Source organism: Roseovarius sp. MMSF_3359, assembly GCF_030733385.1.
In the GTDB taxonomy this organism is placed as follows: domain Bacteria; phylum Pseudomonadota; class Alphaproteobacteria; order Rhodobacterales; family Rhodobacteraceae; genus Roseovarius.
Genome location: NZ_JASHJC010000001.1, coordinates 289,286 through 314,388, shown reverse-complemented (window position 1 = coordinate 314,388; position 25,103 = coordinate 289,286). Strand labels below are relative to the sequence as shown.

General features: G+C 59.8%; 30 protein-coding genes and 1 riboswitch. Of the genes, 13 read left to right on the top strand and 17 right to left on the bottom strand.

All coding sequences use genetic code 11. From position 1 onward, the window contains the following. Nucleotides 1–52: 52 nt before the first annotated feature. The 3 genes from RBB29_RS01560 to RBB29_RS01550 all read left to right on the top strand — a co-directional run bounded on the left by RBB29_RS01560 (nt 53) and on the right by RBB29_RS01550 (nt 2,267). Nucleotides 53–505: an Rrf2 family transcriptional regulator gene (locus RBB29_RS01560; RefSeq protein WP_306113534.1), complete on the top strand. Its 453-nt coding sequence runs from the start codon at nt 53–55 to the stop codon at nt 503–505. 55 nt (nt 506–560) lie between these two features. Continuing rightward, nucleotides 561–1,337, top strand: coding sequence for an SDR family NAD(P)-dependent oxidoreductase (locus RBB29_RS01555; protein WP_306113395.1), 777 nt, complete (start codon nt 561–563; stop codon nt 1,335–1,337). Between the two features lie 81 nt (nt 1,338–1,418). Continuing rightward, the gene (locus RBB29_RS01550; RefSeq protein WP_306113394.1) at nt 1,419–2,267 is read left to right on the top strand and encodes an MBL fold metallo-hydrolase; all 849 of its coding nucleotides are present in this window, start codon (nt 1,419–1,421) and stop codon (nt 2,265–2,267) included. A 107-nt stretch (nt 2,268–2,374) separates the two neighbouring features. Here RBB29_RS01550 and RBB29_RS01545 read toward each other — a convergent pair whose 3' ends face one another. From RBB29_RS01545 to RBB29_RS01515, 7 genes are all read right to left on the bottom strand, one after another. After that, a complete protein-coding gene (locus RBB29_RS01545; protein WP_306113393.1) occupies nt 2,375–2,830 on the bottom strand; it encodes an AAC(3)-I family aminoglycoside N-acetyltransferase in 456 nt (151 codons plus the stop codon). 82 nt (nt 2,831–2,912) lie between these two features. Beyond that, complete coding sequence (locus RBB29_RS01540; RefSeq protein WP_306113392.1) at nt 2,913–3,881, bottom strand: endonuclease/exonuclease/phosphatase family protein; 969 nt, start codon at nt 3,879–3,881, stop codon at nt 2,913–2,915. Between the two features lie 142 nt (nt 3,882–4,023). Beyond that, on the bottom strand, nt 4,024–4,548 hold the full coding sequence (locus RBB29_RS01535; protein WP_306113391.1) for a hypothetical protein: 525 nt from the start codon (nt 4,546–4,548) through the stop codon (nt 4,024–4,026). 194 nt (nt 4,549–4,742) lie between these two features. Beyond that, a complete protein-coding gene (locus RBB29_RS01530; protein ID WP_306113390.1) occupies nt 4,743–4,874 on the bottom strand; it encodes an entericidin A/B family lipoprotein in 132 nt (43 codons plus the stop codon). A gap of 81 nt (nt 4,875–4,955) precedes the next feature. Further along, nucleotides 4,956–6,704 carry a sensor histidine kinase gene (locus RBB29_RS01525; RefSeq protein WP_306121092.1) on the bottom strand — a complete coding sequence of 583 codons (1,749 nt, stop codon included), beginning with the start codon at nt 6,702–6,704 and terminating at the stop codon, nt 4,956–4,958. Further along, the gene (locus tag RBB29_RS01520; RefSeq protein ID WP_306113388.1) at nt 6,701–7,255 is read right to left on the bottom strand and encodes an RNA polymerase sigma factor; all 555 of its coding nucleotides are present in this window, start codon (nt 7,253–7,255) and stop codon (nt 6,701–6,703) included. The genes RBB29_RS01525 and RBB29_RS01520 overlap by 4 nt, the downstream gene beginning before the upstream one ends. Further along, nucleotides 7,252–7,398: a NepR family anti-sigma factor gene (locus RBB29_RS01515; protein ID WP_371931394.1), complete on the bottom strand. Its 147-nt coding sequence runs from the start codon at nt 7,396–7,398 to the stop codon at nt 7,252–7,254. The genes RBB29_RS01520 and RBB29_RS01515 overlap by 4 nt, the downstream gene beginning before the upstream one ends. Before the next feature lie 142 nt (nt 7,399–7,540). Between RBB29_RS01515 and RBB29_RS01510 the strand changes: the two genes are divergently transcribed. Further along, the gene (locus RBB29_RS01510) at nt 7,541–8,359 is read left to right on the top strand and encodes a response regulator (RefSeq protein WP_306113386.1); all 819 of its coding nucleotides are present in this window, start codon (nt 7,541–7,543) and stop codon (nt 8,357–8,359) included. A gap of 68 nt (nt 8,360–8,427) precedes the next feature. On the opposite strand, the gene RBB29_RS01505 is transcribed toward RBB29_RS01510, so the two are convergent. Together RBB29_RS01505 and RBB29_RS01500 are read right to left on the bottom strand one after the other, a co-directional pair. Further along, nucleotides 8,428–8,925 carry a Dps family protein gene (locus tag RBB29_RS01505; protein WP_371931393.1) on the bottom strand — a complete coding sequence of 166 codons (498 nt, stop codon included), beginning with the start codon at nt 8,923–8,925 and terminating at the stop codon, nt 8,428–8,430. Between the two features lie 79 nt (nt 8,926–9,004). Beyond that, entirely contained in the window at nt 9,005–9,175 is a 171-nt protein-coding gene (locus tag RBB29_RS01500) for a DUF1328 domain-containing protein (RefSeq protein WP_306113384.1), read from the bottom strand. Between the two features lie 149 nt (nt 9,176–9,324). Between RBB29_RS01500 and RBB29_RS01495 the strand changes: the two genes are divergently transcribed. Both RBB29_RS01495 and RBB29_RS01490 read left to right on the top strand, forming a co-directional pair. Beyond that, nucleotides 9,325–9,654: a YqjD family protein gene (locus tag RBB29_RS01495; protein WP_306113383.1), complete on the top strand. Its 330-nt coding sequence runs from the start codon at nt 9,325–9,327 to the stop codon at nt 9,652–9,654. After that, a complete protein-coding gene (locus tag RBB29_RS01490) occupies nt 9,655–10,032 on the top strand; it encodes a phage holin family protein (protein WP_306113382.1) in 378 nt (125 codons plus the stop codon). It begins immediately after the preceding gene. Nucleotides 10,033–10,067: 35 nt separating this feature from the next. On the opposite strand, the gene RBB29_RS01485 is transcribed toward RBB29_RS01490, so the two are convergent. Further along, nucleotides 10,068–10,472 (bottom strand): hypothetical protein, encoded by a 405-nt coding sequence (locus tag RBB29_RS01485; protein WP_306113381.1) that lies wholly within the window; start codon nt 10,470–10,472, stop codon nt 10,068–10,070. 82 nt (nt 10,473–10,554) lie between these two features. Here RBB29_RS01485 and RBB29_RS01480 point away from each other — a divergent pair, with 82 nt between their 5' ends. Both RBB29_RS01480 and RBB29_RS01475 read left to right on the top strand, forming a co-directional pair. Continuing rightward, nucleotides 10,555–11,286: a Crp/Fnr family transcriptional regulator gene (locus tag RBB29_RS01480; protein ID WP_306113380.1), complete on the top strand. Its 732-nt coding sequence runs from the start codon at nt 10,555–10,557 to the stop codon at nt 11,284–11,286. Between the two features lie 63 nt (nt 11,287–11,349). Continuing rightward, nucleotides 11,350–12,399: an AI-2E family transporter gene (locus RBB29_RS01475; RefSeq protein WP_306113379.1), complete on the top strand. Its 1,050-nt coding sequence runs from the start codon at nt 11,350–11,352 to the stop codon at nt 12,397–12,399. 354 nt (nt 12,400–12,753) lie between these two features. On the opposite strand, the gene RBB29_RS01470 is transcribed toward RBB29_RS01475, so the two are convergent. The 5 genes from RBB29_RS01470 to ileS all read right to left on the bottom strand — a co-directional run bounded on the left by RBB29_RS01470 (nt 12,754) and on the right by ileS (nt 18,857). Next, nucleotides 12,754–12,942 carry a PLDc N-terminal domain-containing protein gene (locus RBB29_RS01470; protein ID WP_306113378.1) on the bottom strand — a complete coding sequence of 63 codons (189 nt, stop codon included), beginning with the start codon at nt 12,940–12,942 and terminating at the stop codon, nt 12,754–12,756. Between the two features lie 73 nt (nt 12,943–13,015). Next, nucleotides 13,016–13,912 carry a mechanosensitive ion channel family protein gene (locus RBB29_RS01465; RefSeq protein ID WP_306113533.1) on the bottom strand — a complete coding sequence of 299 codons (897 nt, stop codon included), beginning with the start codon at nt 13,910–13,912 and terminating at the stop codon, nt 13,016–13,018. Between the two features lie 264 nt (nt 13,913–14,176). Next, nucleotides 14,177–14,860, bottom strand: a complete 684-nt coding sequence (gene rnc, locus RBB29_RS01460) for a ribonuclease III (protein ID WP_306113377.1) — start codon at nt 14,858–14,860, stop codon at nt 14,177–14,179. After that, nucleotides 14,857–15,693, bottom strand: a complete 837-nt coding sequence (gene lepB, locus RBB29_RS01455) for a signal peptidase I (RefSeq protein WP_306113376.1) — start codon at nt 15,691–15,693, stop codon at nt 14,857–14,859. Before lepB ends, rnc begins: the two co-directional genes overlap by 4 nt. Before the next feature lie 137 nt (nt 15,694–15,830). Then, nucleotides 15,831–18,857 (bottom strand): isoleucine--tRNA ligase, encoded by a 3,027-nt coding sequence (ileS, locus tag RBB29_RS01450; protein WP_306113375.1) that lies wholly within the window; start codon nt 18,855–18,857, stop codon nt 15,831–15,833. Nucleotides 18,858–19,086: 229 nt separating this feature from the next. On the opposite strand from ileS, the gene RBB29_RS01445 reads away from it, so the two are divergent. Further along, the gene (locus RBB29_RS01445; RefSeq protein WP_306113374.1) at nt 19,087–19,719 is read left to right on the top strand and encodes an MSMEG_1061 family FMN-dependent PPOX-type flavoprotein; all 633 of its coding nucleotides are present in this window, start codon (nt 19,087–19,089) and stop codon (nt 19,717–19,719) included. A gap of 4 nt (nt 19,720–19,723) precedes the next feature. On the opposite strand, the gene RBB29_RS01440 is transcribed toward RBB29_RS01445, so the two are convergent. Further along, a complete protein-coding gene (locus RBB29_RS01440) occupies nt 19,724–21,334 on the bottom strand; it encodes a cyclic nucleotide-binding domain-containing thioredoxin-disulfide reductase (RefSeq protein ID WP_306113373.1) in 1,611 nt (536 codons plus the stop codon). Between the two features lie 125 nt (nt 21,335–21,459). Here RBB29_RS01440 and RBB29_RS01435 point away from each other — a divergent pair, with 125 nt between their 5' ends. Continuing rightward, a complete protein-coding gene (locus tag RBB29_RS01435; RefSeq protein ID WP_306113372.1) occupies nt 21,460–21,870 on the top strand; it encodes a group III truncated hemoglobin in 411 nt (136 codons plus the stop codon). Nucleotides 21,871–21,966: 96 nt separating this feature from the next. On the opposite strand, the gene RBB29_RS01430 is transcribed toward RBB29_RS01435, so the two are convergent. Then, nucleotides 21,967–22,320 (bottom strand): hypothetical protein, encoded by a 354-nt coding sequence (locus RBB29_RS01430; protein WP_306113371.1) that lies wholly within the window; start codon nt 22,318–22,320, stop codon nt 21,967–21,969. A gap of 133 nt (nt 22,321–22,453) precedes the next feature. Here RBB29_RS01430 and RBB29_RS01425 point away from each other — a divergent pair, with 133 nt between their 5' ends. From RBB29_RS01425 to gcvH, 3 genes are all read left to right on the top strand, one after another. Then, complete coding sequence (locus RBB29_RS01425) at nt 22,454–23,212, top strand: helix-turn-helix domain-containing protein (protein WP_306113370.1); 759 nt, start codon at nt 22,454–22,456, stop codon at nt 23,210–23,212. A gap of 91 nt (nt 23,213–23,303) precedes the next feature. After that, nucleotides 23,304–23,390: riboswitch (glycine riboswitch) on the top strand. A gap of 154 nt (nt 23,391–23,544) precedes the next feature. After that, entirely contained in the window at nt 23,545–24,669 is a 1,125-nt protein-coding gene (gene gcvT, locus RBB29_RS01420) for a glycine cleavage system aminomethyltransferase GcvT (RefSeq protein ID WP_306113369.1), read from the top strand. A 21-nt stretch (nt 24,670–24,690) separates the two neighbouring features. After that, a complete protein-coding gene (gene gcvH / locus RBB29_RS01415; RefSeq protein ID WP_306113368.1) occupies nt 24,691–25,050 on the top strand; it encodes a glycine cleavage system protein GcvH in 360 nt (119 codons plus the stop codon). Nucleotides 25,051–25,103: the final 53 nt, after the last annotated feature.

The following is a 25,103-nucleotide window of genomic DNA, read 5'->3' as shown; positions in this document are numbered from 1 at the left end:
TTTTGCAGGCAGGATGGCGCGAGATCAAGCCACTGGATGTGCCGGACCGGTCATGCGGATAACCAAACGAACCAATATTGCCATGCGCGTCCTGATGTTCTGCGGGGTCAATCGGGATCGGTTGGTCACCAAGTCCGAAATCGCCGCGCGCTGCAACACATCCGAAAGTCACCTGGCGCAGGTCATCAACCAGTTGGGGCAACTGGGGTATCTAGAAACCCATCGGGGCCGGAACGGCGGCATCCGGCTGGCGCGAAACATGACCCAGATAACCATCGGTGAGATTTTTCGTGTCCTCGAAGCCGACGCGCCGCTGGCCGAATGTTTTGCCGATGTCGATAACACCTGTCCGCTGGTCGATGCCTGCCGTCTGCGTCATGCCATTGCCGATGCGGCCGAAGCATTCTATGCGCGGCTGGATGGGGTGTCGCTCGACGCGCTGGTCTGTGAGAACAGGCCGCTTTTCGAGCTTCTTGTACCCGAGGGCTGCGCCCATCAACCTTGACAATTCGCCCGGCGCCGCCGCTTGATCCCCCGGAAACGGGGCGGAGGAGCGTTTGATGAAACTGGAGTTGACGGGCCGCGCGGTGGTGACAGGCGCCGGACAGGGAATTGGCCGGGCAATCGCGCTCGGGTTGCTGTCGGCGGGCGCCACAGTGCAGGCGATTGGACGCGATCGCAGCAAGCTGGAAACCCTTGTGGCCGAGGCGGACGTGAGCCCGGAGCGGGTCATTGTTTCGGCTCTGGACATCCGCGACACCGAAGCCGCGAAAGCCGCGCTGTCGGACGACCAAGCCGAACCCGTCCGGTATCTGGTCAACGCGGCGGGCGTCCTCAACCCCGGCAGCCTGCTCGATGCGTCCGAGGCGGTCCTGCGTGAGATCATCGACATCAACCTCACCGCAACGATGCTTTTCACACAACTGGTCGCGCGTCAGATGGTGGGTCACGGCGCGGGTTCGATCGTCACCATCGGCTCGAATTCGGGAACGACTCCGCGCGTGGGCCTCGGCATCTATCCTGCGTCCAAAGCCGGGGTAGAGCAGGCGATGAAATGCCTTGGGCTGGAACTCGCCGCCCACGGCATCCGTTGCAACATCGTGTCACCCGGTTCGACCGACACCGAGATGCAACGCAGTTATCAATCCGACAAGAACGGGTTTGAACAGGTGGTAAAGGGCGATCCCGAAAACTGGCGGCTCGGCATCCCGCTTGGGCGATTGGCAATGCCGGAAGATGTGGCCGACCTGGTGCTCTTTCTCCTGTCGGAGAAGGCGCGGCATATCACCATGGAAAATATCGTGCTGGATGGTGGCGCATCGCTGGGCGCGCGGTAACCTTCGTCGAAGCGGTCGACAACCGCCGCGCTGTCGGTCAGGGTCGCGGCAGAACCGCAGTGCAAGCAGAGGAGCCACACCATGCTATGTCGTATCGGAGAGGTCGAGGTTTGGCGGATTCTGGAAATCCACGCGCCGTTTCTGACGCCGGAAGAGCTCTATCCCACCGCCGGTCCCGATGTGCGCGACATCGTTGAAAAACATGTCCCAGGCGGCACCTGTCCCGAAACCGGTCGCCTGATCCTGCCGGTGCAGGGTTTCCTGCTCAAGACACCGTCGCATGTTATCCTGGTCGATAGCTGCGTGGGCAATGACAAAACGGTGCCCCGGATGCCCGATTGGCATCAACGGTCCGACAACCGGTTTATGGCCGCATTGACCGCCGCCGGGGTGGCGCCGACGGATGTTGATTATGTGCTCTGCACCCATCTGCACACGGATCACATCGGATGGAACACGCAACTGATCGACGGGCGGTGGGTGCCGACATTTCCCAAGGCGCGGTACCTGATGCCCTCGGCGGATGAAGAGATGCTGCGCGGACATGATGGGGCGATGTATACCGAAAGCGTCCTGCCAGTGGTCGCCGCAGGACAGGCCGAACTGGTCCAGGCGGGCCATATGCTGGGCGATCACGTCACACTGATACCGACACCGGGCCACACGCCGGGGCATGTCTCGGTCCTGGTGCAAAGCGACGGGTGCGAAGCGATCATCACCGGCGACGCGCTGCATTCCACGGCGCAGTGCTATCACCCGGAATGGCATTTCAAGTTCGACGCCGACGGTGCGCAGGCGGCAGTGTCTCGTCGCCAATTGCTGGAAACTGCCGCCGAGACCGGCAGAACTGTGCTCGGCAGCCACTTCGCCCTGCCCTCCATCGGTCGCGTTAAGGCGCAGGGGGACGCCTTTGCCTGGGAAGAACGGTAAGGGTGCGCTCGACGCAGCCTTCACGCGTGGGCAGGTTTGCAACCTATGCCAAGAACTGCGGCAACCGGCTTTGAACCTTACCATGTTCTGCCGAAGCAGACGCCGCCTTAGTCGATCGGGATGTCAAAATGCATGACATCCTCTCGCTGTCCCAGCTTCGTGTAGAGCGCGACGGCGGGATCGTCACCGTAATCAGCCTGGACGAATAAGACCCAGGCACCCTGCTCCCGCGCGATCTTTCGCAACGTTTCGATGAGGGCGGTCGCAACGCCTTGGCGGCGGTAGGGCAAGGCTACGGCCAGATCGTAGAGGTACATCTCCGACCGCTCCTGCTCCAGCTTTGGTAGCTCATAGGCCACCGCTGCACCGGCCACCTCTTCACCCTCAATTGCGACAAGCGCGATCACGTCCCTGCGGTTCAGAAGATCGGTCCGATACCTGCGACCGGGCCGGGCGGCCGTGTAGCTTTGGTTATCTTCGAATGCGGCGGCGAACAGATCGAGCATTCCCTCGAACCATCTCTCGTCGCCGGGCCGAAGCCGGTGAATTTGCTGTTTTGTCATGGCGTACCGTTCCGCCCTTTGCGGGTTGCTATAAAGGCAATTCGCGTGCCCGGTCCGTCGGTCGAAGATCGCGCGTAGGGCCTCATTTGGCCGGTTTGACCGTGATGACCGCTTTCATCGGATAGTGGTCCGAACCGATATCTTCGAGCCTTTCGAAAGACACAAGGCCCAGGCCATCGGTAAGGTAAAGCTGATCTATAGGGAAGCGCATCAGCCAGGATGTCGCGTCGAAACTGGGCAGAATACCGCGTCCGGCCCGCGGGTCGCGGAAATCACCGTATTCCTTGAACCGCGCGGAACTCCACGACCAGGCGACATCGTTGAAATCCCCCATCGCCACGACCGGCAGCACCGTCCGATCGGCCAGAAGCGCCGCTTTCTTGATCTGTTTGTCCCGCGCTTCGGTATCGGTCCCGGGTACCGGCGGTTGCGGGTGTAACCCCACGAAGAAAAACCGGCCCGTCGGCCCGCCAAGATCCGCCAGGAGGGTCGGCGTATCGTCCTCGCTGAGGAACACGGTTTTGGCGTCGTGAGCCTTGAGCCGCGTGGCGAAAACCATCCCGTAGTGGTCAGACTTCGGATGGCGTACGACCGTCGGGTAGCGGTCCAGTTGCTCGGCCAATGCCGCTTCCCAGACGCTGTCCACCTCCATCAGCAGCAGCACATCGGGATCTTCGCGGTCGATCAGGTCCAGCAAGGAGTGGTGATCTTCGTTCTCCTTGAGGACATTCACCGATAGAAGCGACACGGTCGTGTCTGCCGCGACGTCCTCTTCATAAGCGATTTCCTTGTGCGAAAGCGGCGTGTAGGGGTAAATCCACGTGAGCTGATAGGCGGCGCAGGCAAGCATCGCGGCGCTGAAGAACAACGCGGTGGGCGTGAATAACCAGAGGCCCACCACCGCCGTTGCAAGGGCCAGGACAGTGATGTGCACCCTTGGAAAATCCCAGCCGCGGATCCACCACTGGACGCTACCGGTCATCGGGGCGAGCGTCGTGAATAGTACCGCGGCGGTCAAAAGCCAGAACAGGATGGAAATTGCCAGGTTCATGTCTCAGGGCCGCTCACTTGGTCTGCCGAGGGTGATGGAAATTGGTGCCTCTCATCTTCGTGAAACGGCACTCGAAACTCAAACACAAAAAATGCGCCGGGACATCGCCCGACGCATCTTTTCGCATGTCTTCGACAACGGATTATTGCTGTTCGATGTCTTCGACGATCTCATCGGCGAAGGCTTCGACCATCACGTTGTAGAAATCATCCTGCGACGGCGGCACCATTACCCAGCCTTCCGGCGGATTGCCTTCGGGGCTGCGGGCGCTCAGGCGCAGGGGGTAGCTTGAATCGGGCAGGTTCTGGTCCGACGTGGCTTTCCCCTGAACCGATACGGCGGAATCGCCTTCGTAGAACTTGACGACACCTTCGAGCTCGTTGAACTCACCGCTGTCGGGCAGGAAAGTATCACCATCGACGCTGATCTTGCTGATCTCAACCTCGATCCGCGGATCTTCGGCGGCCCCTGACAACTCGACACGGTCTACGATCGCACGTTGCAGGTCAGCCTCCAGATTGGGCCAGTATTTCAGGGCGTTGCTGTCAGAAAAGTCGCTCAGTTCCGCGCGGACTTCAACGTCATTGAGGCTCACGTCCTGCGCAGCCCAGGCGGTTGTTGCGGCGACGGACGCGACGACAAGTGCGGTGGTTTGCATCAGTTTCATGTTTCATCTCCTTCTTTCGTCAAGGCCACTCGTCAACGCATACCGCGAAAAAAGCCTTGGGATGCCGTGCGATCATCAGATCCCCGAATTCGGATTTCATAAGTTGTTCGGAACATTAGCCCGGTGCGGTGTTCAGCCGGTTCCCTCCTGAACAGAGGTCCGGCCCCCGCGGGCATCGGTCAGAGCTGGTCGAATTACTCTTCAGCGGCTTCGCTGATGGCTTCACCGGCGCTCGAGATATCGCGCCCTGCGCCTTCGACTGTTTCACATGCTGTCAGACCCATGATGGCGACAAGTGACAGAGTAACTGTTTTGAGACGTGTCATATTCACACTCCATTTGCCTTGTTGTGGAATAGAAACGCCTCGTGCGGCTATGGGTTCCAAAAAATTTCGAACCGGGGCGGATTATTGCACCGCGAACTCTTCGTCGGCGTCTTCTTCAAGCCGGGTGAAGGCCAGGTGAAGCTCGTAGCGGTCCGGCAGGCGGTTTACCTCCATCGACCCATCCAGTTGCGACACGAAAGAATCGATCAGACGCGAGCCGAGACCAGAGCCTTTTGCATCGTCCTGATCTTCGAATGACCTTTCCGGGTCATGCGAATTGACGATGCTGAGGCCGACGCGATTTTCCCCGAGATCGCGCAGCACGATGTTGATCCAGGGATCGCTCCCCGGCGCTGCGCTGCAGTATTTGACCGCGTTGATCGCTGCCTCGGTCGCGAGCAAGGTCAGGGGAACGGATTGATCCGGTGTGATCTCGACAGGGCTCAGATCGGTGGAAATACGCACCCGGTTTTCGGGCTCGTCGATGCTTCCGACCACCACAAGCTGCTTGATGATGTCGTCGAGCAACTGATCTGCCCGCACCATCGACAATTTGCGCGAAAGATAGAGGTAACGGTGAATGGCCGAGAGCGCCATCACGCGATCCTGCACCCGCCGGAGGAGATGTTTGGCCTCATCGCTTCCGGTATTGCGGATCTGGATGTTCATGATGCTGGAAATGAGCTGCAGATTGTTTTTGACGCGGTGGTGCACCTCGCGCAGCAGGGTCGTCTTTTCCTCGAGATCTTCCTTGAGCAACCGGTCCTGTTGGGCGAGCTTGTGGGTCATCGACCGGAACGCCTCCGCGACGATTTCCAACTCCTCGGGCGCATTTTCGAGTTTTTCGGCGTCGAAGTCGGTCTTGCCACCGGCATAGAGCCGCATCCAGTGCCGCAGGCGGTGCACATGCCTGACAACCAGCCGGTTCACACCGAAATACGCCACGGCCATGGCCGCAATCCACATGAGCAGCGGAAAGTACAGCGCCGCGGATTCCCCCCGCCCGGTCAAGGAGCGTTGGTTGCGCGGCTCCCAACTTCCCAGCACAAAGACGGTTTCATCGACAATCGGCACAACCGCAAAATCACGCACCTCGCCGCGGCGGTTGATGCCCCGGAACGTCTGACGACTGTCCTGCGACAGCTCTTCCAATGAACGATCCTGGGGCAGAATGGCGCGGCGGTCATCCTGAAACCCTTCGGAAGCAAGGATGTCCCCCTCGTTGTTGAAGACGATAAGATCACTCGCATCTTCCCCCTCGCGCAGCAGCGCGTTGGCCAGCTTGAAGGGGATCGAAATCCAGACATAGCCCATAGTGCCGGTGTCATTTGTTACCGGCACACTGACATTCAATGCGATGCGGCCATCCAGCGCCGCCAGCGGGTGGGCATCCACCCTGCGCTCGGGCAGCGTGACAAGGTTGTGGAAAAACGGCGAGGCGCTCATGTCGATGCGTTCGCGGGTCGAGGAACACGTCATCTGACCGTCGAGATCGACGAAGCCGGCAAAGGTGTAGCGCGGATCCACTTCGATCAACTGCTCCAGGACCTTGTCGCAGCCTTCCAACTGTCCCTGGAATACCCGGGCGGCGGCACTGATCGCCTCGACCGCCCCGAAGGCGGATTGGATCAGTTCCCGCTCCTCTGAGGCGGCCCGGCGCGTCCGGTCCAGAAGTGCGATTTCGGACAAGGCGCGGGATTCTTCGAGTACCTTGGACGTCTGGTAAATCGAGATCAGGCCAAGCGGGAGCACTGCAACGGACAAAACGGCGATCAATTGCAGTGCAAGACGAGATCTTGCGCTGCCGCCGCGCCGCTCGGACCCGTTCATGCAGCAGGCTGCCCCGTCACAACCGCAAGCGTTGCGGGATCCGTCAATTCCAGGTCTTCTTCGTCGTTGAGGTGCATCAGCTCCGCCAGCCGCTTTCGCGCCCGGTTCGTGCGACTTTTGATCGTACCGATGGCACAACCGCACATCTCTGCGGCGTCTTCATACGAAAACCCCTCGGCGCCGACCAAAACCAGTGCCTCGCGCTGTTCATCGGTCAGTTGGGCAAACGCCTCGCGGAAGTCGTTCATCGCCAGACGACCATCATGATGCGGCTTCTCGGAAAGCGAATCGGCCATGACGCCTTCGGGGTCCTCGACCTCGCGACGGCGCTTGCGGTGCAGCGAATAGAAGGTGTTCCGCAGGATCGTGAAGAGCCAGGCCCGCAGGTTTGTCCCTTCCTGGAACTTGTCGAGATTACCCCACGCCTTGACGACCGTTTCCTGCACGAGGTCATCCGCGGTCGCAGCGTTCCGCGTCAGGCTGAGCGCAAAGGCCCGCATGGCCGGCAGGTGTTCGACCAGTTCCTCTTTGGGATCGGAATGCGCTGTCACGAGTCCGATCCGTCCTGATCGGCGGTCTTCGACTTCTCCTGCTGCCGCAGCTGGTCAAGCAGTTGCGTAAACCGGTCCGGCACGGGTTCATTTGCCGCTTCCGAGTAGACGCGGCGGAGATTTTCGTCGATTTGTTGGTCCACTTGGGGATTCCTGCGTTTTTTTGTCATCGCACTCGCGGCTCTGTCACACTAAAATGGTCACTTAACACACTATCTGCTTGGAACCCAACTCCGGCTCAAGGCGTTAGGTTCCGAAACATCGGAATTTTTTTGAGGGGACGAGATGAACGACATGCAAAACCAGGGCGATCTGTCATCCGCGATCAGTGCGGAACTGCCCTATCTGCGCCGCTATGCGCGTGCGCTGACCGGTAGCCAAAGCAGCGGTGACACCTACGCATTGGCCACACTCGAAGCGATCCTTGAGGACACCGATGTGATCTCGACCGGGATGCCGGTTAAGGAGGCGCTGTTCAAAGCCTTCAATTCCATCTGGAAATCCTCCGGTGCGCAGATCGCCGGCCCGACGGACATGTCCGAAAAAGAAGCGCGGGCGCAAAAGCTGCTTTCGGAATTGACCGACAATACCCGCGAAGCCTTGCTTTTGCACAGTATTGAACGCTTCACCGTGCCCCAGGTCGCGCAGATCATGGAAATAGATGAAGCCGAAGCGGGCGAACTTCTCGACATCGCGCGCAAAGAGATGCAGCAACACATCCATGGGCGCATCATGGTCATCGAAGACGAGGCCATCATCGCCATGGACATCTCGGGGATCGTCGAAGAGATGGGCCACGAGGTGACCGGCATTGCCCGCACCCGCGATGCCGCGGTCGATCTGGCGCGCAAGCAGCCGCCGGACATGATCCTTGCGGACATTCAGTTGGCGGACAAATCGTCGGGGATTGACGCGGTCAATCACATCTTCTCCGAAATGGGCGAAGTGCCGGTGGTTTTCATCACCGCTTTCCCTGAACGCCTGCTGACCGGCGAACGGCCCGAACCCGCCTTCCTGATCACCAAGCCCTACACAGAAGATCAGGTGCAATCGGCAGTCAGCCAAGCCATGTTCTTCGCCAGTTCGGAAGAAATCGAAACCTGAACAACGCAAACGAAAACCCCCGCCCGGTGATCCCGGACGGGGGTTTTTTGTTGTGCTGGCAGATCGCGCTATTCAGCCGCGATGGCCCGTAGCATCCACGTGGCCTCTTCATGGAAGGCCGCACGCGCCGTTGCCAGATCTTCGGTCACCGGGTCGCGTTGCTCACCGGCCATTTCGATCAAATCATGAAGCCGGTGCGCGATCCGTTCGTGATCGTCCGCCAGGTCAACCACCATCTGCCGCGCGGTGAGGTGGCCACCTTTATCGCCGATGACCGAATTGCCGGTCACGGTCGACAGGGTCATCGGTGCGATCTCTCCCAGGGCGCGAATACGTTCGGCGAGGGTGTCGGCCGCCTTGAACATGTCCTCGTAGTGCTCTTCGGTCAGCTTGTGGATCGAATAGAACATCGGTCCGGTTACGTTCCAGTGATACGCATGCGTCTTGAACACAAGGCGATAGGTATCGGCCAGTATATTGGTCAATCCCTCCGCTACGGCCTTGGTGTTACGGACGCCGGTGTCGGTCTCGGTTCGTTGCATCTGTGCTTGTAGCATGTCTTGCATTTCGTCCTCTGCGTTAAGTGGATGAAAAAATGCGCTCCAAGGGAGCGCAAATTTTGTTTGCCGTGGTCGTTCGCCAGGGTCAGGGTGTTCGGCCCTTGAGCGCCCGCATCACCATCGCCAGCACGAAGAGTACGATGAAGATGAAAAACAGGATCTGCGCGATCCCGGCAGATGCGGATGCGATGCCGCCAAATCCGAAAACAGCCGCGATGATGGCGACAACCAAGAATGTAAGTGCCCAACTAAGCATTTCGTTTTCCTTTCATGTCGTTTGCTGGCAGATCAACGCCCCGGTCGCCGTTCGGTTCCAAAAGCAGTGAAAAAAGAAATTTTCGGTTCTTTGGAACAACTGCTGGCGAAGGGACGTTGGGGATTTGAACCAAATGAAAGGAGTTTCAAATGGCACAGTCAAAATCCGCGACGAAAGCAAGCGCCTCGGAAACCGAACAATTGTCGGCTCAGATCGACGCGCTGAAGGACGATATTGCAACGATTTCCAAGACACTGGTCGAAATGGGATCGGCTCGCCGTGATGCGGTGGTCAATGACGCCTCGGAAAAGGTCGCGCATCTCAAGACAAGCAGCGAAAAACGCCTGCAGGAGATGCAAGGCAAAGCCGAAGAGATCGCCAATCGCACCGGCGATGCAGTGCGCAACCAACCGGCCACCGCCGTCGGGATTGCCGTTGGTGTGGGCTTCCTCCTGGGCTTTCTCAGCGGGCGTAAGTAAATGCTGCAGCGGATCGCAAACGACGTCAAGGATACCGCGCGTGCCACCGCACGTGCGGCCCTTTTCTCGACGCTAGGCGGTTTCTTCGCGCTTGTCGGCACCGGGTTTCTGACCCTTGCCCTCTGGCTGCTTCTGGTCAGCGTTGAAAGCGCGCTTTTCGCCGCAACCGTCATCGGGGCGCTCTATTGTGCGTTCGGGTTCATCCTTCTGGCCGTTGGGCTGAAGGGTCGAAAGCACACCACCACGGACAGTTATGAATTCAGCAGCGGGCGCAGCCAAGGCCAGGAAGCTGCCAACACGCCACGCGAGCCTTTTCTGCAGATGGCCGAAGGGTTTGCGATGGGGTTGCAGGCGGGCCGTTCCGCACGGTCGCCGTAACCGCACTTACGAATTTGCCAAACCACCAGCTCCCGTCACGCCAGCGGGAGCTGCATTTTTTTGAGTATATCGCGCACCATTTCATCGGAAAACGGCCTGACCAGCATGTGCCAACCTCGTTGGCGCACCTCGTCCTCGTGCATCTCTCCTTGCGTCAGGACGATCCTGGCACCGCTCTGGTTCAGGGCCACATGCAGTTCACTTCCATCAAGTTTGGGAAAGCTCATCTCGAGGAACGCCGCCGTCAGGGCGGGTATCCAAGAGAGCGCCTCCGCCATCTCGTCACTCGTGACGACATGCACCACATGACAATCGCAGCAGGCCTTGAGCGTACCCACCATGTCCGCCGCGATAATCGGGTTACTTTCCAATAGCAGGAAAACAGGGTGGCCGTTCATTCTGGTCACTGAATCAAGGGGCGGTTTCAGGCTCGAATCCATAGGATTTGTCCAATTCTTTTGGACAACATGGAACAAAACCCGAGCCCGCGCATTAAACTATGACATATGCGAGGGGGCGAAAATGCCAGTGAAATGCAAGCACTGTCCACTGCGGAAGAAGACGTTGTTCGACAAGATGACGACCGATGAAGTCCGGTTCATGCAGGAGTTCAAGGCCGGCGAATTGCGGGTCGAGGCTGGCACGACGCTGATGATGGAAGGCTCGAACAGCCCGCAGCTCTTTACCGTGCTGGAGGGGATGGGCCTGCGTTACAAAACCCTCGAAGACGGCGACCGCCAAGTGATCAACTTCATCCTGCCCGGCGATTTTCTTGGGCTGCAGGCGGGTGTCATGCAAGAGATGCAGCATACCGTCGAGGCCAGCACCGACATGCTTTTGTGCGTGTTCGACAGAAAGTCACTCTGGCACCTCTTTGAAAGCCATCCGGAACGCGCCTTCGATCTGACATGGCTCGCCGCGGTTGAAGAGCACTTGTTGGGCGAAAGCCTGGCGATCCTGGGCCAGATGAGTGGGATCGAACGGGTGGCGCGCGCCTTCGTTCGGTTGAACGACCGCTGCGATGCGCTCGATCTGAAAAAGGGCGCGTTCATTCCGCTGCCTTTCCGGCAACAGGATCTTGCGGACGCCCTGGGCCTGTCGCTGGTTCACACCAACAAGACGTTACGAAAACTACGCGATCAGTCGGTGGCCAACTGGTCCAATGGCCGACTTGAGGTGATCAATTACGACCGCCTTTGCGACATCGCGCAGCTTAGCCCCACCCGCGAGCCGATTATCCGCCCGCTGCTTTAAGGCCCACCTTCCCGCCGTGCACCAAGCCCAAACCGACAGACCCGACAAAAGAGGCTGAATTCCATGTCCGATCGCCAAGTGATGATTGATCCCGCAGTTCGGGTCGCCATTTTTCTCATGGCCACAATCCTGACCTTCATAGCCCTGAAACTGGGGCAGGACGTCTTCGCGCCGCTGATCCTCGCCCTCGTCACGGGGGTCATACTCGGCCCCTTCACCGATCTGTTGCAGCGTGCCGGCCTGCCTGTGGCCCTTGCCGCGATCTCGGTACTGGCCATCGGGGTCATCTCCATCGCGGGCCTGGCGCTGGCGGCGGAACCGCTCATCTGGCGCATCGTGGACGAGTTGCCAAAGCTCAAATGGGAGATCAGCAACCTGATCGCCGAGTTTCGCGGCATCATCCAGGGTCTGGATGAGGTCAACAAGGAGGTCGAAGAAGTCCTAGGCGCGGTCAATGAGAGCGAAGCCGCACCAGCCGCCACAGACGAAACCGCGATGCCCACGGTCACCGATGCGCTTTTCCTGGCGCCGGTTCTTGTGGCACATTTCCTGATCTTCGCGGGGTCGCTCTTCTTTTTTCTGCTCACCCGACAGGGCATCTACGACTGGATTTCCCGGTTTCTGGAGGGCGATCAAGAAGAAGGGCACTTCATAAGCCGCGTCCGCTGCGCCGAAAAGATGGTATCGCGCTACGTGCTGACCATCTCGATCATCAACCTGGGCCTTGGGGTCACGCTTGCCTTGCTTCTATGGCTGATCGGTCTGCCCGCACCGTTTGTCTGGGGCGTGGCTGCAACCCTGCTCAATTTCGTGCTGTACCTGGGGCCACTTGTGCTGAGCCTTGGCCTCCTGCTCGCGGGGCTCGTGGCGTTCAGCGGGGCGATGGTGGTGGTGCCGATGCTGATCTTCCTCACGCTCAACATCATCGAATCCCAACTGGTCACGCCAAGCACGATCGGCAAACACATTTCGGTCAACCCGCTGCTGGTTTTTGTCTCGCTGCTGTTCTGGTTGTGGCTCTGGGGTCCGGTCGGCGGGATTATCGCTATCCCCATCCTCGTGATCGCACTGGTGATGCTTAACCTCTCGGAAGAACCGACAGAATCCGCCTGAGCACAAAACCACAAATGATTGCACAGAACGACGTACCCCCGCCAGTGAACTGGTGGGGGTACAGCATCCCTGGGACGCTTGGGATGCGGAGGGTCTCACCAATGTTGGGACATCTTTATGGCTGCAACCCCTAGCAGCGGCCAGGAATTGGTCAAGCTGGCCGCTGAGAAGCAAACGCACACTCATGCTCAAGGTTCCCACTGACGCTACGGCAACCTGTCTACGTCGGTACCACTTGCCGTGCAGAGAGCCTCGGTTGACGCATACCGGGCACACCACCCGATAAAGGTTAGCGGCAAAGAAAAAGCGCGCAGCCCCCGGCTACGCGCTTTTCCTCATCATTGCATTTTGGTCTCAGGCGACGCTCTTGGCGGATTTCGGCCCTGCGAGAAGCCAAACGATGAAGCCAATGACGGGCAGGACCAGAACGAGCAGCGTCCACAGGACTTTGCCGCCGGTCGACGCACCAGATCCGATGATCGACACGATCGCCCATACATTCAGGACCAAGACCAAAAATCCACCTATGCCAGCATATTCCATTGTTTTTCTCCGTGTTTACGGTTGCATTGTTGGGGTAACGCCCAGGTGGGCGGTATTGTTCCAAGCGCCGCGCCTACTCCGCCGCGACCAGGTTTGGTTCGTCGTCATCCGCCACCAACCTGACCGCAGGTGTGTCATGCACCAGTGTCCGCGTCGGGAAGGGAATGTCGATGTCGGCCTGGTCAAGCGCCTCTTTCACCTTGCGCTTCATATCGGCCTGATACTGGAAGTATTCCGAAGAATCGCACCACACCCGCACGAGGAAATCCACGCTGCTGCTGCCCAGGTTGTTGACCTGGATAAACGGCTCGGGGTCGGTATGCGAACGGTCATCCGCCATGATCGTCTCGCGGATCACTTCTTCGGCCTTGCCAAGATTGACGCCATACCCCACGCCGAATGTCCATTCGGCCCGGCGGGTCGAGTAGACCGAATAATTGTGGATCGTGTTCCCCCAGACCTCGGAATTCGGCACGATAACCTTCACATTGCCCATATCGGCAAGCTCGGTGTAGTTCAGCGCAATATCCTTCACGGTACCCATGACACCATCAATTTCGACAAAATCGCCGATTTTCAGCGGACGGAACAGGATGATCATCACACCCGCGGCGATATTCGACAACGTACCTTGCAGCGCCAGACCGACGGCCAGTCCCGCGGCACCAATCACCGCAACGATGGAAGTGGTCTGCACCCCGAACGTGTTCAGCACAAAGAGCGCGGTGAAGGCCAGAACGCCATAGCCTGCAAGGTTGGACAGGAAGTTGAAGAGCGTATCATCAAGCCGTGCATGCTTTTCGGCAAGACGCTGGATGCGCCGTTTCAGAATGCCCGAGATCGTGAAACCCAGGAGAATTATGACAATTGCACCGATGATGTTGCCCGCGAGGCTCAAAATCGCCTCCAGCGTCAGCATATCGGCCATTGATTTGCCGTCAAAAAGGTCGGTCGTCCACATCGACGACATCCAGTTTGTGGCGTCTTCAGCCACGGATTCCAAATTTTCCATTTCAAACCTCGAAATCTGCATTTTTCAGTGCTTTAACGCGCGAGTTTCGCGTGAGTTCCAAAAAAGACAGGTCTTCAAGGAGGATGGTTACCGGGGCGGGATGACCTTCGATGGTGCCGGATTCTCTCTGGGCGGCCCTTTTGCGGATGATGCCTGCGCCGGGACCTAAGGCCGTCCCGCAAAACGGCGATTCCCTGCAAAGATCTCAGGCCGATCGCGCCGTTATTGTTGCTCCACCCGCGCCAAGAGCGCCTTGGCCGCCGCCTGCTCCGCGAGGCGCTTGGACCCGGCAGTGGCAGCTTCGGGGTCTTGGCCATCCAGTTGCGCCTCAATGGTGAATTGGGGCGCATGGTCAGGGCCGGACCGGTCGGTTTCGACATAGCGCGGGGGTTGAAGCCCGCGTGCCTGCGCCCATTCCTGCAATGCCGTCTTGGCGTCCCGGGCATCTGCCTTGACGGTGCGGATGCGATCTCCCCAAAGCCGCAGGATCATGGCTTGCGCCGCGTCAAATCCCGCATCTAGATAGACCGCGGCAATCACCGCCTCCATCGCGTCGCCCAGAAGCGCCTGCTTGCGGCGTCCGCCCGACACCATCTCGGACCGGCCCAGTTTCAGGACCGCCCCGATATCGACCGCACGGGCTACATCGGCGCAGGTTTCCTTGCGCACGAGCGCATTGAACCGCGGCGCAAGCTGACCCTCGGATGCGGACCTGTCATGCTCCAGCACGGCTTGCGCCATCACCAGGCCCAACACCCGGTCACCAAGAAACTCCAGCCGCTGATTATCCTCGCGGGTGGGCGACGACATGGAGGAATGCGTGACCGCGCGCACCAAAAGTTCGGGGTCGGAAAACTGGTGACCCAACCGCGCCTCAAGCGCCTTCAACTCGGCCCCGAGCTTCAATCCAGCCCCTTGAAGAAGCGATCCCCGCGCCAGGTCCAGAAGAACAGCATCGACCGGCCCGCGGAGGAGAACATGACGCGATCCGCCCGACCGATCAGGTTTTCAAACGGCACATAGCCCACACCAGCGGCCGCGGGAGGCACGCGCGAGTCGGTCGAGTTATCGCGGTTGTCGCCCATGAAGAAGTAATGCCCCGGCGGCACGGTATAGACACCGGTATTGTCATGGCGCTGCTGCGCGATGTTCAGGATGCTGTGTGAGCGGCCATTGGGCAGTGTTTCGGTCTGGCGCGACTTTTTGCAGATCGCACCCTCGCCCACCACGCCGTTTTCACAACGCGGGCGATTGCGCAGCGGTCCTTGCGGGCCGAACACCTCTTCAAACACGCCTGCATCTTCGAGTTTGACCGGCGATCCGTTGATATGCAGCACCGCGTTTTTCATCTGGATCGTGTCACCGGGCAGGCCAACCACCCGCTTGATGAAATCCGTCCCCGTCACGGGGTGGCGAAAGACGATGATGTCGCCCCGTTCCGGCTCGGACCCCAGGATGCGGGTGTTGTCTCCGTCGAGGAAACCGCAGATATCCGCCGCATCAATGTCGATGCCCAGACGTTGAATGCGGATCGAGGGGCACGACGCATAGGAATAGCCATAGGCCATCTTGTTGACGAAGAGGAAATCCCCGATCAGCAATGTGTCTTTCATTGACCCGGACGGGATCCAGAAGGGTTGAAAGAAAACTGTCCGGAAGATGCCCGCGATCAGCAACGCATAGACAATCGTCTTGATGGTCTCGATGATCGAGTTCTTCTCTTTTTCTTCCGCGGCCATGTGGCGCCTCCGGGTGTCAGGGTCTGGGGCGCTACATGAGCAGCATCGGACCGGGTGTCAAGCAGCAGGGGGGTGTTTGAAAAGCAAGACGGGGCGCAACCGCCCCGCCCGTTGATCTGATATCGCTGGCCCGCGCCTTACCCAAGCGCCTCGTTGCAGCGTCCGCAGGTGCCGGGATGCGCGTGATTGCCGACATCGGGCAGGATTTTCCAGCAGCGTTGGCATTTCTCGCCCTCGGCCTTCTCGAAGACAACCGTGACACCATCCACTTCCGGCAGGCGAAACGCCTCGGCCGGGCTGGGATCGCCGTTGAGCGAGATGTCGGAGGTGATGCAGATGTCCTCGAAATTCACCGATTTCAGTACGCTCAACATCTCGGCGTCGCGGACATGGACAACCGGGGCGGCCTCAAGTGAGGCACCGATCACTTTATCCGTCCGTTGCACTTCAAGTGCGGCGGTGACCACCCGCCGGGCCTGGCGCACCTGCGCCCATTTCGCGGCGAGCGGTTCGTCCAGCCAGTCGGCGGGGGTGGCGGGGATATCCGTCAGATGGACCGAGCTTTCCTCGCCCGGGAACCGTTCGAGCCAGACCTCTTCCATCGTGAAGACCAGCACCGGCGCCAGCCAGGTGGTCAGGCGGTGGAACAGGAGGTCCAGCACCGTGCGCGCGGCGCGGCGACGCGGTGTATCCCCATCGCAATAAAGCACGTCCTTGCGGATATCGAAGTAGAACGCACTAAGTTCGACCGTGGCGAAGTTAAAGAGCGCCTGGAAAACGCCTTGGAAATCATAGGCGGCATAGCCGGTACGCACCTTGTGATCCAACTCGGCCATCCGGTGCAACACCCAGCGTTCCAGCTCCGGCATATCCGCGGGGTCCACCCGATCAGCCTCGTCGAAATGCGCCAAGGCACCCAGCATGAAGCGCATGGTGTTGCGCAGACGGCGGTAACTGTCGGCGGTCCCTTTGAGGATTTCCGGCCCGATCCGCTGATCCCCGGTATAATCCACCTGCGCCACCCAGAGGCGCAGGATATCGGCACCATATTGTTTGACGACCTCGTCCGGCACGATCGTGTTGCCGAGCGATTTGGACATCTTGTTGCCCTTCTCGTCCAGCGTGAAACCGTGGGTCAGCACCCCGCGATAGGGCGCACAACCTTGGGTGCCACAGCTTTGCAGAAGCGACGAGTGGAACCACCCGCGGTGTTGATCCGTGCCTTCGAGGTAGAGATCGGCAAGCCCATCCTCGGAGCCGTCCTCGCGGTCGCGCAACACGAAGGCATGGGTGGAGCCGCTATCGAACCACACATCAAGGATGTCATCGACCTTTTCCCATTCATCATGGGCGTAATCATTGCCGAGGAACCGCTCCTTGGCGCCGTCTTTGTACCAGGCATCGGCACCCTCGGCTTCGAACGCCTCAAGGATGCGCGCATTGACTGTCTCGTCGCGCAGCAGGAAATTCGGATCGGTCGGGAGCGCCCCCGCCTTGACGAAGCAGGTGAGCGGCACACCCCAGGCGCGCTGGCGGCTGAGCACCCAGTCGGGCCGCGCCTCCATCATCGCATAGAGCCGGTTGCGTCCGGTCTTCGGCGTCCAGGTCACGTTGTCGATTTCGGTCAGGGCGCGTTCACGGATGGTCGTGCCATGGGTATCCTGCCCGTCGCCCACCGGTTTGTCGATCGCGGCGAACCACTGCGGTGTGTTGCGATAGATCACCGGTGCCTTGGACCGCCAGCTATGCGGATAACTGTGCTTGATCTTTCCACGCGCCAGAAGGCCGCCAACCTCGACCAGTTTGTCGATCACGGCCTTGTTGGCGTCGCCCTCCCCGCCCTTGCGGCTAAGGATGTATGTGCCACCGAAGAACGGGAGGTCAGGCCGGAAAGAGCCATCGTCCAGCACGTTATAGGTGATGACCTGATCAAGCATGCCCAGATCACGGTAGAGCTCGTATTCCTCCATCCCGTGGCTGGGCGCACAGTGAACAAACCCGGTGCCTTCCTCATCGGTCACAAACTCGGCAGCGCGGAAGTCGCGCAGGTCGTCCCACTCGCCATTGCCGCCCTCGGCGCCCGCCAGCGGGTGTTGCAGCGAGAGGCTTGAGAGTTCCGCAGCCGTCACATCGCGAACGCGCGTCCACTGGTCTTCGGTCAGCCGCGCACGGCCCAGCACGTCTCCAGCGAGCTTATCGGCGAGGATGAAACGGTCGCCCACCGACGCCCAGCATTCGTCGGGTGTGCCGGTGACTTCGTAGAGCCCGTAAGAGAAGTTCTCGCCATAGACCACGGCCTTGTTGGACGGGATGGTCCAGGGGGTCGTGGTCCAGATGACGACGTGGGCGTTTTCCAGCTCTTTGGCTTTCACATATAGTTCTTGCGAGGCTTTATCTACATCCGAAGCTGATACCCCATCTGCCAAAGCCTCGACTACATGGTCAGGCAAACCAGAAACAAAGAATTCCTCTTCGGCAAGCACCTCAACACGAAACTTCACCCAGATCGTAAAGCTTTCCTTGTCGTGATACTCCACCTCGGCCTCGGCCAGCGCGGTTTGTTCGATGGGCGACCACATGACCGGTTTGGACCCCTGATAGAGCGTCCCGTTCATCAGGAATTTCTGGAACTCTTCCGCGATGATCCGCTCAGAGCGGAAATCCATCGTCAGGTAGGGCTTGGACCATTTCCCGGTCACACCAAGTCGCTTGAATTCGTCGCGCTGGATGTCGATCCAGCCCTCGGCAAACTTGCGGCATTCCTGGCGGAAGTCGACGATATCGACCTCGTCCTTGTTGCGGCCCTTCTTGCGGTACTGCTCCTCGATCTTCCATTCGATCGGCAAACCATGGCAGTCCCAGCCGGGGATATACCGCGCGTCGCGACCCATCATCTGTTGCGAGCGGACAACCATATCCTTGAGGATCTTGTTGAGCGCGTGGCCGATATGCAGGTGCCCGTTGGCGTAGGGCGGACCATCATGCAGGGTGAAGGGCGTGCGGTTCCCCTCGGCGGCGGCCTTGTCGCGCAGACGGGTATAGATGCGCAGATTGTTCCACCGCTCCAGCCATTCCGGCTCGCGCTTGGGCAGGCCCGCGCGCATCGGAAAATCCGTCTTGGGCAGGTTCAGGGTGTCTTTGTAGTCAGGTGTCTCGGCGCACATTGGTGGCGTCCTTCATATGCGGGTAACTTGGGGATTGTGGGGGCGGCGCGGGGTCTCACATACGCCTTGTCCCGGCGGCTCGATCGTCTCAGAGCGCCGGGCATATAATTCGAATAATGATCGCCAAATCCCATGTCATCGTGGGCCTTATAGGCACCCGAGAACACAGGCACAAGACGTAGGGCGCGTTGATCTGCTAGGCTTGGCGTGACAACAGGAAAGAACACCCATGTACGAGCCCAAGGATGTGCTGACCTCGATCGAGCAGGTCTATGCAAATCAACGTCAGCCCTACGAGAGCCAGACACAGAAATTCATCGACCACATTGACGATCTCTGCCGCATCTGGATCGAACATTCGACCTTCCTGACGATGGCCACGGTGGACAGGGCGGGCAACATGGATATCTCGCCCAAGGGCGACCCGGCGGGGTTTGTCAAAGTGCTGGACCCCAAGACATTGGCCATCCCCGACCGGCCCGGCAATCACCGCTACGACGGGTTTCGCAACATCATGGAGACGGGGCGCGTGGGGCTGGTTTTCCTGGTGCCGAACCGCAACGAGGTGGTGCGCGTGAATGGCAGCGCCGTTGTGGTCGAGGATATGGCCGTGCGGGAGCAATGCGCGATCAAGGGGCGCGTTCCCGACTTCGCCGTGATCGTACGGGTCGAAGAGGCGTTTTATCATTGCGGCAAGTCGATCATCCGCTCACGGCTCTGGCATCCGGATGCGCAATTGCCGGTCGATGCCCTGCCGACCTATGCCGAGGCGTTGATGGCCCATGGCGAGTTGACCGAGGACATTGCCGACCTGGCCGCACGGCTCAGGCATAACGACGAAAAGCGGCTTTACGACGAATGACGCCTCAGGCGTTCACATGTTCCCAGACCCTTGAAATCACCACCGATCCTTCGCCCACGGCAGAGGCCACGCGCTTGACCGATCCGGCGCGCACATCGCCCACCGCGAAAATGCCTGGCTCGGAAGTGGCAAAGGGCGAGCTTTGACCGACGGCATCGCCGGTCTTGACGAACCCCTTGTCGTCCAACGCGATCAGGTCGGACAGCCAACCGGTATTAGGCGCGGCACCCGCCATGATAAAAAGGCCGCTTGTCTCGCATTTGCGCGGGCCATCGGGGCCGGTCACGGTGATTGCTTCGAGCGTGTCACCCCCGTGCAGCTCAAACACTTGCGCGCCGAAATGCACAGTGACAGATGGGTCCGCATCGAGGCGGCTCGACAGGTAATCCGACATCGACGCGGCAAGCGAGTTACCGCGGATCAGTACATGCACATGTCGCGCGCTGCGACAGAGATACATCGCCGCCTGCCCCGCGGAATTGCCACCGCCGACGACAAAGACCTCGCTGTCGCGACAATACCGCGCCTCGGTCTCGGTGGCGGCGTAATAGACCCCCGCGCCTTCCAGCGCCTCGAGCCGGTTGATCGGCAGCCGGCGGTACTGCACACCGGTCGCGACGACGATTGCCTTGGCGCAAAGCTCTGTCTCGTCATCCAGCGTCGCGCAGAAAAGCCCATCCTCACGCTTTTCCAGGGAGACCACGCGCAGGGGCATGGCGAAACGGGTGCCGAATTTCATCGCCTGCACCTCACCGCGCCAGACCAGGTCACCCCCGGATATACCTGTGGGAAAGCCCATGTAGTTCTCGATCCGACTTGAGGTGCCAGCCTGCCCGCCGATGGCCGTGTCCTCGATCACCAGCGCGCTCAAGCCTTCGGCGCCGGCATAAACCGCCGCCGCAACACCGGCAGGGCCGCCACCGACAATCAGGACGTCCAGAACCTCATCCCGACAGACCTCCAATCCCATGCCCAGCCTTTCGGCAATGCTGGCCGGTGTCGGGTCCTCGATCACATCATGCTTGCCGAAGATCACAGCGGGCCGGTTGAGCGCGATGGCACATTCCTTGGCCTCTACCTCGGCCTCTTCGGTCTGCAACTCAAGCATCCGCACGGGGATGCGGTTACGCGACGCAAAGGAGGCGATGCGGCGGATGTTGCGATCACTTTCGGCGCCAATCAGGGTGATGCCACTGTCGCGGTCCTCGACCTGACGGCGATGGCGCGCGGCAAAAACGGTGATGACGATATCGCTCATCTCCGGGACTTTCGCCATCAACTCGAGCATCACCTTGCGGGGCACACAAATGACCCGTGTCTCTTGCGATGCCTGCATCGGCAGCTTGAACGTCCCACCGTTCAGGAACGAAATGTCACCCATGAACTGCGTCGGACCAAGGGAATGCGGCAGGTAGGGTTTGCGGGTCATCGCGTCGAGCACGACGATCTCTCCCTCGAGCACATAGATGAAATGGTCCATCGGTTCGCCGATTTCACCCACGATTGTACCCGCGGAAAAGGTCTTGATTTCGCCCGCCTTTTTAAGCGCCTCGACGTGATTATCATGCAGCGGTGTTCGCTGCATTTCCCGCAGATCTCCAGCCAGGCTCTCCATTGCCGATCTCCCCTGTTGCGCGCATTTGGCTCCTTTCGCCTAACATAGCGCAGCGGCGCCGCCTGTCATCCACCCCACGCGACAACGCCATTGCATGCCGTGCCGTCCTGCGCCAATAGAAAAGCATGGCACCGGTTTTGCCCCCACGATTTGATGTGACCCGCCCGGAAATCGAGCGGGTTGTCGCCGCGTTCTACGAGGCCATTCGCCAGCACCCGGGGTTGGGACCGATTTTCGCCGTGCATGTCGATGACTGGCCGTCGCATGAGGCCAAGGTGGCCGATTTCTGGGCCAATACGATCCTGCACGAACGCAGCTATGAGGGCAGCCCGGTCAGTGCCCATGTCAACGCAGGCAATGTGCGTCCGGGCATGTTCGAAAGCTGGCTGGCGCTGTTTGACAAGACCCTCAGGGCCGAGTTGACGCCGCAGCAGGCCGATGCTTGGTCGGCCTTGGCGCACCGTATCGGCCGCAGTTTGCGGGCGGCTGTCGTGGACCGAGACAAACTGCCGGGTGGCGTGCCGAAACTGAGTTGAAGTCGCGCGGGATCATTGGCCCGAACAGGGTGCCTGGTATGGCGCCAGCCAAACACGGCAATCGCGGCCGGTAGACCGGTGCAAATGCCTTTGCTCTTATGACGGCTTATCGGGGTCCCCGTGCACGCCCAGAAGCAGCTTGCGCATATCCCCGCTCGATTGCCTGATGAAGATCAGGATCAGAACGGCAAAGACCAGCATCCCCATCACCGACGCCAACAGGCCCAAGGCGATAGAAGCCCCGGTGAAGCCCCCGCGCCAGGCGACCCAAAGCCCTGACAGCATCAGGTAACACAGGAAATCCAAAGCAAACTGCCCCTGCCAGGTAAGGCTGAAGAGGACCGCAAGGAAAACGGAGACGAAATTCCAGCCGTAAACGATGCCGGTGTAAAGCGTATGGGCCGTGATCGCGAGGAAGAGCACGAGGGTGAAATTGCGCAGAAAGGTCATGTGAAGGGGTCTCCATCGGTGTTCGTTACGCCCTTCTCGGGGCTTGCCTTGCTGTTTATCGGCCCCTCCATTCGCAAAACAATTACCTCGCAGGTAACTGACCTGCGCCGCATCATGAGGTATGGATGGGGGCATGACCGGATTTCCCCATTCCCTGAAGACCTGGCGCAAGGCACGTCGGTTCAGCCAGCTTGACCTCGCGCTTGAGGCCGATGTGTCGGCCCGCCATATCTCCTTTCTCGAAACCGGGCGCGCCCGGCCAAGCCGCGACATGATCGGGCGTCTGGGTGATGCGCTGGAATTGCCACTGGACGCGCGCAACCAGATGCTGACCCATGCGGGATTTGCCGCGCGCTATCCCCAGCGGGCCTGGGACGATGCCGAGATGGCCCCCATCCGCGGCGCCATCGATCACATGCTTGATTGCCATGCACCCTACCCCGCGATTGCACTTGACCGGCTCTGGTCGCTGGTTCGGATGAATACCCCCGCCGAAAACCTGTTTGGTCTGATGGGCATCGGCGAAGGCGACAGTTTGCTTGATCTTCTCGTCGCCGAAGAATTGTCCGAAGTGATCGAAAACTGGCCCGAGGTCGCTCATCACACCGCGCGACGATTGCGGACGGAAAGCGCGGCACAGGGTGGCATACCGGCACTGGATCGGGTTGCAGATCATCTGTCGCGCGTCCCCGAACCGGACACGCCAACCCTTGGTCCAGTAGTGCCAGCAATCTACCGGGCGGGTGATCTGCGCCTCGCGCTCTTTGCTACCATCGCACAGTTCGGGACGCCCGAAGACCTGTTACTGGATGATCTGAGAATCGAACTTTTCTTTCCCGCGGATACCGCATCAGAGGTGGCTCTGCGATCATTGGCAAAAAATTACCAATAGATATCAAATAATTGCGCCCGCCAACCGGCAAAGGCTATGCTGGATTGAGAAACCACCTTGCCCCGACTCACTTTGTACACTAAAGCATGCACAAATCTGAACGGGAGAACCGGCAATGCCGGTGCCGAAGGAGCAACCGCCCCGGAAACTCTCAGGCCCTCAGGACCGATCAGATTGATAAACTCTGGAGAGTGGTGCAAGCTGCACCCGCCGAAGGGATAGCGATCTCAGGCGAAAGGACAGAGGGGGCATCGTGGCAAGCCGCTGAGCTTGCGTAACCGATGCCGGACGGATCGACAGATTTTCCCCGGCGAGAGATTGGGAGGAAAGCGATGAGCGATCTGAAGACGACTCCGTTGCATGACCTGCATGTCGAGCTGGGCGGCAAGATGGTACCCTTCGCAGGCTATGAAATGCCGGTGCAATATCCGCTTGGCGTGATGAAGGAACATCTGCACACCCGCGCCAAGGCCGGGCTTTTTGACGTCAGCCACATGGGTCAGGTCATCGTCTATTCCGCCGATGGGTATGAAGCCGCCGCACTTGCCATGGAAAAGCTGGTGCCGGTGAACCTGGCCGGGCTGGGCACAAATCGCCAACGCTATGGGTTCTTCACGAATGACCATGGCGGCATCCTCGACGATCTGATGCTGGCCAATCGCGGCGACCACATGTTCGTCGTGGTCAATGCCGCCTGCAAGGAAGCGGACATCGCGCATATGCGCGAAAGCCTTGAAGGATGTTCCGTTGACGAGATCACCGAACGGGCGTTGATGGCGCTGCAAGGTCCCGCCGCCGAAGCGGTGCTGGAGGCGCTTGTTCCCGGGGTGGCCGACATGAAATTCATGGATGTGGGCATCTTCAGCTCGGATTTTGACGAGCTTTGGATCTCGCGCTCGGGTTATACCGGTGAGGACGGATACGAGATTTCCGTTCTGAACGAAAACGCCGTTGCCCTGGCCAAGGCGCTGCTCGCGCATGACGACGTGGAACCCATCGGCCTTGGCGCCCGCGACAGCCTGCGGCTTGAGGGCGGACTTTGCCTTTATGGCAATGACATCGACACCGGCACCACGCCGGTCGAGGCCGCGCTGACCTGGGCCATTCAGAAGGTACGCCGCAAGGGCGGTGAGCGCGAGGGGGGCTTCCCCGGGGCCGACCGCATCCTGGGCGAGCTGGAAAATGGTGCCTCCCGCACCCGTGTGGGCCTGCGCCCCGAAGGCCGCGCACCGATGCGCGACGGCACGCCGCTTTTTGCCGGCGCCGAGGGTGGTGAGCAGATCGGCCATGTCACCTCGGGCGCGTTTGGCCCGACGATCGAAGGGCCAATGTCGATGGCCTATGTCACGTCCGACCTAGCCGCAGAAGGCACGCAGCTTTTCGGGGAGGTTCGCGGTAAACGCCAGCCGGTGACGGTGACCGCCATGCCCTTCACCCCCGCCAATTTCAAACGCTGATCAACCAAGGGAGAGACCCAGATGAAATACACCGAAGAACACGAATGGCTGCGCGTCGAGGATGATGTTGTGGTGGTGGGCATTACCGCCCATGCCAGCGAGCAGTTGGGCGATGTGGTCTTTGTCGAACTGCCCGAGGTCGGCACCGAAGTGACCAAGGACGATGATGCCGTCGTGATCGAATCCGTGAAGGCCGCCAGCGATATCCTGGCCCCGATCGACGGTGAGATCGTCGAAGTGAACGAAGCCCTGGCCGATGAACCCGGCAAGGTCAACGAGGACCCGGAGGGTGATGCGTGGTTCTTCAAGATCAAGGCCAGCGATCCCGGTCAGATGGACGACTACATGGACGAAGCGGCCTATAAGAAGTTTATCGGCTAACGCTTCAACCGCTTGAAAAAATTGCAAACTTCGCGGACCCGTCCGATGCGGGT